The organism is Actinomycetospora sp. (assembly GCF_055612215.1).
The window spans coordinates 1-10789 of record NZ_JBVPVA010000962.1 but is presented as its reverse complement, the minus strand read 5'-3'; the positions used below and the strand labels follow the sequence as shown (position 1 = coordinate 10789).

At 76.0% G+C, this 10789-nt stretch carries 13 protein-coding genes; 9 read left to right on the top strand and 4 right to left on the bottom strand.

All coding sequences use genetic code 11. The annotated features are described in order from the left end of the window. A partial coding sequence (locus AC0CYZ_RS26320) for an amidohydrolase family protein (RefSeq protein WP_472220856.1) occupies nt 1-745 on the bottom strand: 745 nt, incomplete at its 3' end. Between the two features lie 101 nt (nt 746-846). Between AC0CYZ_RS26320 and AC0CYZ_RS26315 the strand changes: the two genes are divergently transcribed. Together AC0CYZ_RS26315 and AC0CYZ_RS26310 are read left to right on the top strand one after the other, a co-directional pair. Next, the gene (locus tag AC0CYZ_RS26315; protein ID WP_472220854.1) at nt 847-1584 is read left to right on the top strand and encodes a GntR family transcriptional regulator; all 738 of its coding nucleotides are present in this window, start codon (nt 847-849) and stop codon (nt 1582-1584) included. Between the two features lie 20 nt (nt 1585-1604). Continuing rightward, nucleotides 1605-2741: an acyl-CoA dehydrogenase family protein gene (locus AC0CYZ_RS26310; protein ID WP_472220852.1), complete on the top strand. Its 1137-nt coding sequence runs from the start codon at nt 1605-1607 to the stop codon at nt 2739-2741. Between the two features lie 14 nt (nt 2742-2755). On the opposite strand, the gene AC0CYZ_RS26305 is transcribed toward AC0CYZ_RS26310, so the two are convergent. Then, a complete protein-coding gene (locus tag AC0CYZ_RS26305) occupies nt 2756-3421 on the bottom strand; it encodes a response regulator (RefSeq protein WP_472220849.1) in 666 nt (221 codons plus the stop codon). Beyond that, a complete protein-coding gene (locus AC0CYZ_RS26300) occupies nt 3418-4734 on the bottom strand; it encodes a sensor histidine kinase (protein WP_472220845.1) in 1317 nt (438 codons plus the stop codon). Before AC0CYZ_RS26300 ends, AC0CYZ_RS26305 begins: the two co-directional genes overlap by 4 nt. Nucleotides 4735-4879: 145 nt before the next feature. Between AC0CYZ_RS26300 and AC0CYZ_RS26295 the strand changes: the two genes are divergently transcribed. Genes AC0CYZ_RS26295 through AC0CYZ_RS26280 form a run of 4 tightly spaced genes read left to right on the top strand, consistent with a single transcriptional unit; the run spans nt 4880 to nt 7038 of the window. Next, nucleotides 4880-5374: a hypothetical protein gene (locus AC0CYZ_RS26295; protein WP_472220843.1), complete on the top strand. Its 495-nt coding sequence runs from the start codon at nt 4880-4882 to the stop codon at nt 5372-5374. Between the two features lie 52 nt (nt 5375-5426). Next, nucleotides 5427-5795, top strand: coding sequence for a VOC family protein (locus tag AC0CYZ_RS26290; protein WP_472220841.1), 369 nt, complete (start codon nt 5427-5429; stop codon nt 5793-5795). Between the two features lie 12 nt (nt 5796-5807). Continuing rightward, the gene (locus AC0CYZ_RS26285; protein WP_472220839.1) at nt 5808-6545 is read left to right on the top strand and encodes an SDR family oxidoreductase; all 738 of its coding nucleotides are present in this window, start codon (nt 5808-5810) and stop codon (nt 6543-6545) included. A 40-nt stretch (nt 6546-6585) separates the two neighbouring features. Continuing rightward, nucleotides 6586-7038 carry a GatB/YqeY domain-containing protein gene (locus AC0CYZ_RS26280; protein WP_472220837.1) on the top strand — a complete coding sequence of 151 codons (453 nt, stop codon included), beginning with the start codon at nt 6586-6588 and terminating at the stop codon, nt 7036-7038. A 54-nt stretch (nt 7039-7092) separates the two neighbouring features. On the opposite strand, the gene AC0CYZ_RS26275 is transcribed toward AC0CYZ_RS26280, so the two are convergent. Further along, nucleotides 7093-7848: a sulfite exporter TauE/SafE family protein gene (locus AC0CYZ_RS26275; RefSeq protein WP_472220835.1), complete on the bottom strand. Its 756-nt coding sequence runs from the start codon at nt 7846-7848 to the stop codon at nt 7093-7095. A gap of 40 nt (nt 7849-7888) precedes the next feature. Here AC0CYZ_RS26275 and AC0CYZ_RS26270 point away from each other — a divergent pair, with 40 nt between their 5' ends. The 3 genes from AC0CYZ_RS26270 (at nt 7889) to selD (ending at nt 10617) form a co-directional block, all read left to right on the top strand. Further along, entirely contained in the window at nt 7889-8128 is a 240-nt protein-coding gene (locus tag AC0CYZ_RS26270; RefSeq protein ID WP_472220834.1) for an RNA-binding S4 domain-containing protein, read from the top strand. A gap of 375 nt (nt 8129-8503) precedes the next feature. Further along, on the top strand, nt 8504-9592 hold the full coding sequence (locus AC0CYZ_RS26265; protein ID WP_472220832.1) for a DUF742 domain-containing protein: 1089 nt from the start codon (nt 8504-8506) through the stop codon (nt 9590-9592). A 20-nt stretch (nt 9593-9612) separates the two neighbouring features. Beyond that, nucleotides 9613-10617 carry a selenide, water dikinase SelD gene (gene selD / locus AC0CYZ_RS26260; protein ID WP_472220830.1) on the top strand — a complete coding sequence of 335 codons (1005 nt, stop codon included), beginning with the start codon at nt 9613-9615 and terminating at the stop codon, nt 10615-10617. Nucleotides 10618-10789 lie beyond the last annotated feature (172 nt).

Sequence of the window (10789 nt, the reverse complement as noted above, 5' to 3'; positions counted from 1 at the left end):
TGATGAGCACCTGGTCGAGCACCGTGTCCCAGACCGATCGCTCACCGGCGGTCGAGGTGCTGAGCCGTTCGTCGGCGCGGGCCAGCGAGAACGGCAGGTTCTCGCCCATGTGCCCGACGACGAGGCGCAGATCCGGGTGCGCGTCGAAGGTGCCCGTGACCGCGAGGCGCAGGACGTGCATCCCGGTCTCGACGTGCCAGCCCCAGCCCGCCGTCGCCAGCGTGGCCCCCGCACGCTCGGGCAGCCGCGCGTAGTAGACCTCGGCGACGGCGGGCGGGGGCGGCGCGGGGTGCAGGTAGAGCGGCACGCCCAGCTCGGCGCAGGTGGCGAGGACCGGCGCGAACTCGGGGTCGTCGAGGAACCGCCCGTGGGTCTGGCCGAACACCATGGCGCCGACGAAGCCCGCGTCGCCGACGGTCCGTCGCAGCTCCTCGGCCGCGGCCGCCGGGTCGCCGAGCGGCAGCGTGGCGAACGCGCCGAACCGGTCCGGGTGCTCCGCGACGGCCCCGGCGAGCCGGTCGTTCGCAGCCCGCGCGAGGTCGACGCCCGCGGCGCCCGCCTCCTGGATGCCGTGCCCCATGACGGACAGGACCTGGACGTCCACCCCGGCGGCGTCCATCACCGCGAGGCGACCCTCGCCGAGGTCGTCGAGCTGGTCGAGGAGGCCCGGCATGGCCGAGCCCATCCCGCCGGGGACGTGCAGGTCCTTCGGGAGCGCGTGCTCCTCGATCGCGATGATGCGCACCCGATCAGGGTGGTGCCGCCCCCGACGGGCGGCATCCCGGGACGGGGCGCGACCGGTCTCGAGGGCTGTCGATCCTATATTCGATAGGATACGGTGCCGCCATGGTTGCGTCGTCGGGGACGGAACGCGGATCGTGGCAGCGGGTCGGTGAGACGACGGCCCTGCCCGACCGCGTCGCCCTGCTGCTGCGTGACCGGATCCTCTCCGGGCAGCTCGCCCCGGGGACGTTCCTGCGCGTGGACCGGCTCGGCGACGAGCTCGGGGTCAGCCAGACCCCGGTGCGCGAGGCGCTGCAGTCGCTGCGCGCGGACGACATGGTGCGGGCATTACCGCGGCGCGGGTACGTGGTCGCGCCGATGGCCCGCGGGGACGTCGCCGATCTCTTCGACGCCCAGGCCCACCTCACCGGCGAGTTGGCGGCGCGCGCGGCCGCCGCGGCGGGCCCGGGGGACGTGACGGCGCTGCGGGAGCACGACGCCGAGGTCGGCCGGCTGGTCGAGGCCTGCGCGGCCGGCGGGGACCCCGACGAGGTCGGTCTCGCGCTCGCGCACCCCGAGCACGACTTCCACGCCGCGGTGAACCGGGCCGCCGCGTCCCGCAAGCTCGCCTGGCTCGCCGGCTGCGCGGAGCGCTACCTGCCGCCGCGCTTCTACACCGCCAGCGCCGCCTGGCGGACGGCCACGCGGCGCTCGCACGCCGAACTGATCGGTGCGATCTCGACCGGCGACACCGACGGCGCCCGCGACGCCATGTCCCGCCACGTCCTCGACGGGCGTGACCTGCTGCTCGCCCACCTCGACGCGATCGGCCTCTTCGCCGAGCCCGCGCCCACCGACTGACCCGCTCGAGAGGACCCGACATGCCCGTCACGCTCACCGAGGAGCAGACCGCCCTCGCCACCGCGATCGCCGAGTTCGCGCGCCGCGAGATCCCCGACAAGGCGGCCCGCGACCGGCTGACCGTCGACGGCCCGCACAGCGACGTGGTCTACCGCAAGATGGCCGACCTCGGCTGGCTGGGGATCGCGCTGCCCGAGGCCTACGGCGGCGCCGACGGCTCGATGACCGACCTGCTCGTCTTCCTCGAGGAGACCGCCTACCACCAGGCCCCGATCGGCGGCTTCGGGACGACGATCATCACGGCGGCGGCGATCCAGAAGTTCGGGTCGGAGGCGCAGAAGCAGGACCTGCTCGGCCGGGTCTGCCGCGGCGACGTCCTGTCGATCTCGATGTCCGAGCCCGGCGCGGGGTCCGACGTCGGCGGCCTGACGTGCAAGGCGACGAAGACCGAGGACGGCTGGCTCGTCGACGGCCAGAAGACGTGGTGCTCCAACGCCCACATCGCCTCCCACATCCTGCTCGTCGCGCGCACCTCGACCGAGGGCGGCAAGCACGATGGACTGACGATGTTCGTCGTCCCCACCGACGCCGAGGGCCTCGAGATGCGCGGCATCGAGACGATGGGCGGCAAGGAGGTCAACGACCTCTACTTCACCAACTGCCGGCTGCCCGCCGACGCCGTCGTCGGGACCGAGGGCCAGGGCTGGCGCCAGCTCATGGCCGGGCTGAACCTGGAGCGGATGATCCTCGCCGGGCTGATGCTCGGCCTCGGGCGCCGCGCCTTCGACGACACGCTCGCCTACGTCAAGCAGCGCGAGCAGTTCGGGCGACCGGTGGGCACCTTCCAGGCGATGCGCCACCGGATCGCCGACAACGCGACCGAGCTCGCCGCGACCACGCTGCTCGTGCACGACACCGCGCACACGATCGACGCGAACCCGACGGCGCTCTTCCCCAAGGAGGCGTCGATGGCGAAGCTCAAGGCCACCGAGCTCGCCAAGCACCTCTCGCTGGAGGGCATGCAGATGCTCGGCGGCTACGGCTACGCCACGGAGTACGGCATGGAGCGGCTGCTGCGGCAGTCGGTCGTCTCGACGGTGTACGGCGGCACCAGCGAGATCCAGCGCGACATCATCGGGAAGACGTTGGGCCTGTAGGGCTCGTGCCTGCGTCAGCCCGAAGTGACGCCGTGCCGCCAGGCCCACGCCACGAGCGCGGGCCGGCCGTCGACGCCGAGTTTGGAGATCAGGTGGTTGACGTGCGTCTTGACGGTGGCCTCGCTGACGACGAGGCGTGACGCGGTCTGGGCGTTCGACAGGCCCTCCGCGACCAGGCGCAGCACGTCGACCTCCCGCGCGGTGAGGCCCTCGGGCAGATCGGGCTCCGGCGGCCGGGAGGTCGCCGGGGTCCCGGCGAGGTCGACCAGCCGCCGCTGCACCGCGGCGTCGAGCACCGCCCCGCCCGCGGCCACCGTCCGGATCGCCGCGAGCAGCGCCTCCCCGGTGGTGTCCTTGGTGAGGTAGCCGGCCGCGCCCGCCCGCAGGGCGGGCAGCACGGCGTCGTCGTCGGCGTAGGTCGTGAGGACCAGGACGCGGACCTCGGGCGCCTCGCGGCGGACCGCCTCGGTGACCTGCGCGCCGTCGAGCCCGGGCATGCGCAGGTCGACCAGCGCGACGTCGGGGCGCGCCGCGAGCACCGCCTCGACCGCGGCCGTCCCGTCCGGCGCGGTGGCGACGACCTCGAGGTCGTCGGCGGCGGAGAGCAGCAGGGCGAGGCCGTCGCGGACCACGGCCTGGTCGTCGGCGAGCACGACGCGCAGCACGCCCGAGGAGGTCACGGGGCCGTCCCGTCCGTCCGCGGCACGTGCAGGCTCACGCGCCACCCCCGCTCGTGCGGGCCGGTCTCGAGCGTCCCGCCGACCAGCGCCGCGCGCTCCGCCAATCCGACGAGCCCCTGCCCGCCGCCGACGTCGCCGCGCGCACCGGGGTCCGCGTCGGGGTCGGCGACGGAGTCCGCCGCCGGGCCGTCGTCGGCCACCCGGACCTCGACCGCGTCACCGACATGCACGGCCACCGTCGCGGCCGCCCCCGGCGCGTGCCGTCCGACGTTGGTCAGGGCCTCGCGGACGGTCGCGAAGACCGTCTCCCGCAGGCGGTCGGGGAGCGCGTCGAGGTCGCCGGTGACGGTCAGCCCGGCGCCGTGGTCCGCGGCGAGGGCGGTCAGCTCGGCGAGGCGGGGCGCGGTCGACCCGGCGTCGTCGCGCAGCGCGGCGACCGCCTCCTTGGCCTCGGCGAGGCCGGTGCGGGCGAGATCGGCGGCCCGGTCGACGGCGACGATCACCGGGTCCTGCGCCCCGAGGCGCTTGGCGGCCACCGCGCGGATGCCCTGCAGGTGCAGCGAGAGGCCCGAGAGGGTGTGGGCGAGGACGTCGTGCAGGTCGCGGGCGATCCGCGCGCGTTCCTGCCCCGCGGCCGCGGCCAGCTCGACCTCGCGCAGGGCGTCCCGCTCGGCGAGCAGGGCGAGCACGCGGGCGTGCTCGCGGTGCAGGCGGGCGCGGTCGAGCGAGCGGGAGGCCAGGGCCGGGACGGCGAGACCGACGAGCAGCAGCCAGGGCGCGCCGTTCACGAGCGCGAGCACGACTCCGACGCCGAGCCCCGCCAGGGCCGAGAACCCCCAGATCAGGCGCGGGTCGATGACGAGCCGGCCGATGAGCGCCCCCGCGACCAGCGCGCAGACGTACCCGGCCCCGCGGGGCTCGAGGACGATCGCGAGCAACCCGATCGCCGCGCACAGCGAGAGCAGCAGCGTCCGCCACCGCTCGCCCTCACCGCTGGGGGAGGGGATCCGCGGGTCGCGGGCCGCGACGACCGCGCAGGCGGCGCCGACCAGGGCGACCAGGGCCGCGACGACGGCCGACGGGGTGAGTGGCCAGACGGTGCCGGCGGCCACGGTCAGCCACAGGACCGGGCGGCCGGTGCGGACGAGTCGCGCCGCCCGCGAGGTGGGGCGGGGCGTGGGCACCCCGGCGGTCTGCAACGCCGGCCGCGGGGCCGGCTCCGGTCGGAGGGCGGGCCCGGGCCGGCCGGGACCGGTCCCGCCGGTCTCCGCGCCCGCCGTCGGGACCTCCGTCCCTGCGCTGCGCACCGTCACGGGAGTCGAGTCTGGACCTCCGCCCGCGCGCGCACACCCGTCCTCCACCCCGTCTCCACCCGCGGGTGGACGCCCGGTGCCCCGGCGGCGACGAACCTGATCACATCCGGGCCGGACGGGCCCGCGGAGGACGGGGAGAGCGACGATGAGCGGGCCGCTGCAGATCATCATCGGGATCGCGGTGCTGGGCTGGATCCTCGTCAACCAGCTCCGGGTGCGGCAGTTCACGGCGCGACGGTTGCGGGTCGCGGGGATCCTCGGGGTCGTCGGCCTCGTCGAGGTGGCCTCGAGCGCGGCGGCACACCCGGTGTCGGTGGTCGGCTGGACGCTCCTGGTCGCCGGCCTGGTGATCGGTGCGGCGCTCGGCCTGGTGCGGGCGGCGACCGTGAAGCTCTGGGTCCGCGACGGCGCCGTGTACACCCAGGGGCACGCGCTGACGGCGGCGCTGTGGATCGTCGGGATCGCGATCCACATCGGGCTCGACCTGCTGGCGCGGGCGATCGCGCCCTCGGCCGACGCCGTGGACGCCTCGAGCGTGCTGCTGTTCATCGCGGTGAGCCTCGGCGTGCAGGGCCTGGTGACGATGCAGCGGGCGCGGGCGCTGCCGGGCGCGCGGGTCCTCGCCGGGGTGCGGGGCTGAGGGTCGGATCCGTCCAAGCCGGACGCACCCGCCGTCGGGGACCCTGACGGCCATGAGCACCCCGGTCCGGCGCGTCGTCGCCAACCTCGCCGTCGCCGACCCGCAGGTCGACACGCCCTTCTGGACCGACCTCCTCGGGCTGGAGACCGCGATGGACCAGGGCTGGGTCGTCAACCACCGCGCGGCCGGGGCGACCCAGCCCGTCCAGGTCCAGCTCGTGTCCCGCGACGCGACCGCCCCGGTGGACGCGGCGGTGTCGGTGGAGGTCGACGGCCCGGCCACGGTGGACGCGCTGCACGCGCGGGCGCTGGACTCGGGACTGCGCGTCGAGCACCCGCCGACCGACGAGCCGTGGGGCGTGCGCCGCTTCTTCGTCCGCACGCCGGGCGGGGTCGTGGTGAACGTCGTCGCGCACCGGTGATCTCATGGCGCCGTGCGGACACTGATCACGGGCGCCAGCTCCGGGCTCGGCGCGGGCATGGCGCGGGAGCTCGCCGCGCGCGGCCACGACCTCGCCCTCGTCGCGCGCCGGGCGGACCGCCTCGAGGCGCTGGCGGCCGAGCTGACCGCACGCCCCGGGGCGCCGGTCGTCCGGACCGCGACCCTCGACGTCACCGACGACGAGGCCGTCGCGCGAGTGGTCCCGGCGATGCGCGACGAGCTCGGCGGCCTCGACCGCGTGATCGTCAACGCGGGCGTCGGCGGCGGCCGGCCCGTGGGCAGCGGGCGACCGGGGGCGAACCTGGCGACCGCCCGCACCAACTTCGTCGCGGCGATCGCCCAGTGCGAGGCCGCCATGGCGATCTTCCGGGAGCAGGGGTCGGGGCACCTGGTGGTCGTCACCTCGGTGGCCGCCGACCGCGGCCTCCGGGGCTCGTCGACGGTCTACGCCGCGACGAAGGCGGGACTGCACACCTTCGTGGAGGGCGTGCAGGCCGACGTGGTCGGGACCGGCATCGCCGTCACCGAGCTCGCCCCGGGGTTCATCCGGACCGACCTCAACGAGGGCATGACCATGCCGTTCGCGGTCGACGCGCCCACCGGCGTGCGGGCGATGGTGGCGGCGATCGAGCGCCGCCCGGGCCACGCCTACGTGCCCCGGTGGCCCTGGGCGGTGCTCGGGCGGGCGTTGCGGGTCATGCCGATGCCGCTGGTCCGGGCGCTCACCTGACCGCTCAACCCGGTGGCGCCACCGGGCTACGCTGGTCGGCGTGCTCAAGGAGAGGCTGCGCAGCGACCTGACCGCCGCGATGAAGGCCCGCGACGAGGTCCGGGTCGCGACGCTGCGGATGGCCCTGACCGCGGTGTCCACCGCGGAGACGGCCGGTGACGCCCACCGCGACCTCTCCGACGACGACGTGATGGGCGTGCTGACCCGCGAGACGAAGAAGCGCCGGGAGTCGGCCGAGGCGTTCGACGGCGCCGGCCGCACCGAGCTCGCCGCGCGGGAGCGGGCCGAGGAGCAGGTGCTCGCCGAGTACCTCCCGCAGCCCCTCACCGACGACGAGCTCAGCGCGCTGGTGTCCGCCGCGATCGCCGAGACCGGCGCGGAGGGACCCCGCCAGATGGGGCAGGTCATGAAGGTCGTCCAGCCGCAGGTGGGGTCGCGGGCGGACGGCAAGCGGGTGTCGACCGAGGTCAAGCGCCAGCTCGCCGGGTCGTAGCGCTCCGGGTCGTCAGGAGGGTCGTCGGGAGGGTCGTCGGGACGGTCGTCGGGGTCAGCCCCGCACGGCGTCGACGAACAGCACCACCGCGAGCACCAGGCCGGCGACCGCGATGCCGACCCGCAGCACCCTCGGCGGGAGGCGCCGCGCGATGGCGGGCCCGGTGTAGTTGCCGACGAGCAGCCCGGCGGCCAGGGGGATCGCGGCGCTCCACACCACGTGACCGAGCACGATGAACCCGACGGCCGCGACGGCGTTCGAGGCCCCGAGGAGCACGTTCTTCACCGCGTTGACCCGCACCAGCGTGTCGGCGAGCAACCGGGAGAGCAGCGCGAGCATGAGGACCCCCGCGGCGGCGCCGAAGTACCCGGAGTAGACGCCGATGGCGATCGCGCCGAGCACCGTCGCGGGCCCGGGCCGGCCGTCGGCCCGGGCGGTGCCCGGCGTCACGGGCCGCGGCGGGCGGAGCAGGACGAGCGAGGCGCCACCCACGAGGAACGGGACGATCAGGGCGAACGTGTCCGACGGGGTCACCAGCACCAGGGCCCCGCCGATCACCCCGCCGAGCACCGTGAGCGGGAGCAGCCGCATCACGCGGGCGCGCTGGCCGCGGAGCTCGGGGCGGGAGCCGGCGATCGACCCGATGCTCGCGCTCGCCAGCGCGATCGTGTTCGTCTGGTTGGCGACCGTCGGGGGGAGCCCGACCGCCAGCAGCGCCGGGTAGGAGAACAGCGACGCCAGACCCGCCATCGAGCCCGTGAGCCCCGCGGCGACGCCGGCGACGACGAGCAGGACGGGGGCCGGGGGCACGTCGGCCAGTGGACCAGATCCGCGCTGGGAGGATGGCCGGGTGGGAGCCAGCACACCGGTCCGGGACGTCGACGTGGCCGGGACGATCCGCCTCGGTCAGTTCCTCAAGCTGTCCGGCCTCGTGGAGCACGGCGCGGACGCCAAGGACGTGGTCGCCGCCGGGGAGGTGACCGTGAACGGCCGGGCCGAGACACGCCGCGGGCGCCAGCTCGCCGGGGGCGACGTGGTCGCGTTCGGCGGGCAGCGGGCCCGGGTGGTGGACGCCGGAACGAGTCCGTGAGCAGGCGCAACGGAACCCGGAGCCGGCGTCCCGGCGGACCGGGTGGAACGACGCTGACCCCGGGTTCCGTCGAGATGAGCCCTGCCGAGAGGTCAGAGGCAGGGCCACCTTCAGAGTAGTCCTCGGCCCGCCGCGCAGATGCGCGGGAGCTCCTCGGCTCACCGGAACGGCCTAGTCCCGGACGGCGCATGCCGCCCGGATCCCGGCCCTGCGCGAGCAGGAGCCCCGTCGCCCGATCGGCCGCCCCTCACCCGACTGTTCGCGTGATCCGTTCCACGGAGGGTGACGCTCACCGCCTCGAGCCCGTACGGTGACGTGACCCGATCGTGTTGTCACGGCGGAATTCACTGATGGTACGGAAAGCGGGCACACGGCGTGACCGACGGGAGCGACGAGAGCGGGCGTCGCGGAGTGCTGCGCGGCCGACAGGGGGTCGGGCGGACGGGGGCCCGCTTCCCGCGCCGCGCTGACGCCGAGGCGCGCTCCGACGAGGTCGACGGGACCGACGCGGGGCGCGCCCGCGAACCCGAGGTGCCGCTCCTTCCGGACGGCGCCGCCGCGGACCCGCTCGTCGGCCGCACCGGGGCCCGCTTCGCCTCCCACGCCCGCCGCGAGCGCCGGGCCCGCGAGTCGAACCGCGCGCCCCTCGCGCTGCCGCCCGGGCCGTCCGCCGCCGCGTCCGCGCCGCCGGCCGGCGCGTCGTCGCATCCGCTGCCCGTCCCGTGGCCGGACCGCACACCGGCCGGCGGCGCGGTCACCGGCGAACCCACACCCGACGTCGGGGACCCGCTCGTCGGGCGGACCGGCGCGCGGTTCGACTCGCGTGCCCGCCGCGCGCGGCGACAGGCGAATCGAGAGGCCGCCCAGGACGCCGCCGTCCGGGCCCAGGCCGCCCCCGTCCGCCGGCGTGTGGAGCTCGGCCGGGGCGCGGCGGGTGGCCGGGGCGCGATCCCGGCGCCGCGGACGTCGTGGTCCGACGCCTGGTGGGCGGGCGCCCGCTCGGCCGACCCCCGCGGGTCCGAGCCGGGCCGCTCCGGGCCCCGCCCGTCCGGCGGCCGCTCCGACGACGACGCCCCGACCGCCCCGATGCACCTCGCGGAGCTGCGCAACCGGGTGGAGGGGATCGAGCCCCGGGTCTCGGTCCGGCCCTACGTGCGCACCCGCGGACGGACGCACGCGCGCGCCGACCTGCGCGTCGAGACCCTCGTGTCGATCCCCTCGCCGCGCCGGCCGCTCGACGACCCGGAGCACCGCGTGATCAGCGACCTGTGCGACGGCCCGCGCTCGGTCGCCGAGGTCGCCGCCCTGATGCGGGTGCCGCTCGGCGTGGCCCGCATCCTCATCGGCGACATGGCCGACGACGGGACGCTGACCGTGCACCGCACCCTCGACCGGATCGGGCCCGGGAACGGCCCGGACCGCGCGGTCATGGCCCGGGTGCTCAAGGGGCTGCGCGCGCTCTAGCGGCGGCGCAGGATGGCGCCATGAGCACCGCCACCCCGACGCGACTCACCGGCTACGCCCACGGCGGGGGGTGCGCCTGCAAGATCCCGCCCGGTGAGCTGGAGGCGGTGGTGCGGGGTCTCGTGCCCTCGCCCACCACCGAGCGGGTCGGCGAGCTCGTCGTCGGGCTGGAGGACGGCGACGACGCGGCCGCGGTCACCATCCGCGACGGGCTCGCGCTGATCGCGACCACCGACTTCTTCACCCCCGTCGTCGACGACCCCTACGACTGGGGTCGCATCGCGGCGGCCAACGCCCTCTCCGACGTCTACGCCATGGGCGGGCGCCCGGTCATCGCGCTGAACCTGCTCTGCTGGCCGCGCGACGTCCTGCCCTACGAGCTCGCCGCCGAGGTGCTGCGCGGCGGGCTCGCCGTCGCCGACCTCGCGGGCTGCCACGTGGCGGGCGGGCACTCCGTCGACGACCCCGAGCCGAAGTACGGGATGGCCGTCACCGGCACCGCGGATCCCGCGAGGCTCATCCGCAACGACGCCGGCCGGGCCGGACTGCCCCTCTCGCTCACCAAGCCCCTCGGCCTCGGCGTGCTCAACAACCGGCACAAGACCACCGGGGAGGTCTTCGGCCACGCCGTCGAGACCATGGCGGCGCTCAACGCGGAGGCCTCGGCCGCGGCCGTCGCCGCGGGGATCGTCGCCGGCACCGACGTGACCGGGTTCGGGCTGCTCGGGCACGCCTTCAAGCTGGCGCGCGCCTCCGGGGTCACCGCCGTGATCGACAGCGCCGCCGTGCCCTACCTCGACGGCGCGCGCGAGGCCGTCCGCGACGGGTTCGTCTCCGGCGGGACGCGCCGCAACCTGGACTGGGTCGTGGGGGAGACCGACGCCGGCACGGTGGGCGAGGACGACCGCCTGCTCCTGGCCGACGCGCAGACCTCGGGCGGGCTGCTGCTGGTGGGGGAGATCCCCGGGGCGCCGGTGATCGGTGAGCTGGTGCCGGACGAGGGAGTGAGGCTCCGCCTCATGTGAACGGATGTGGTCGCCGGGACGACCACATCCGTTCACATGGGCTGCGCCCACAGATCCAGCGCGGCCTCCCGGACGTCCTCGACGGGCACGTCGTGGGTGGCCGAGGCGCCGTGCCCGCACCACCCCTCGAGCACCCGCAGCCCGCACACCTGGCAGCCGCCGTGCCACGACA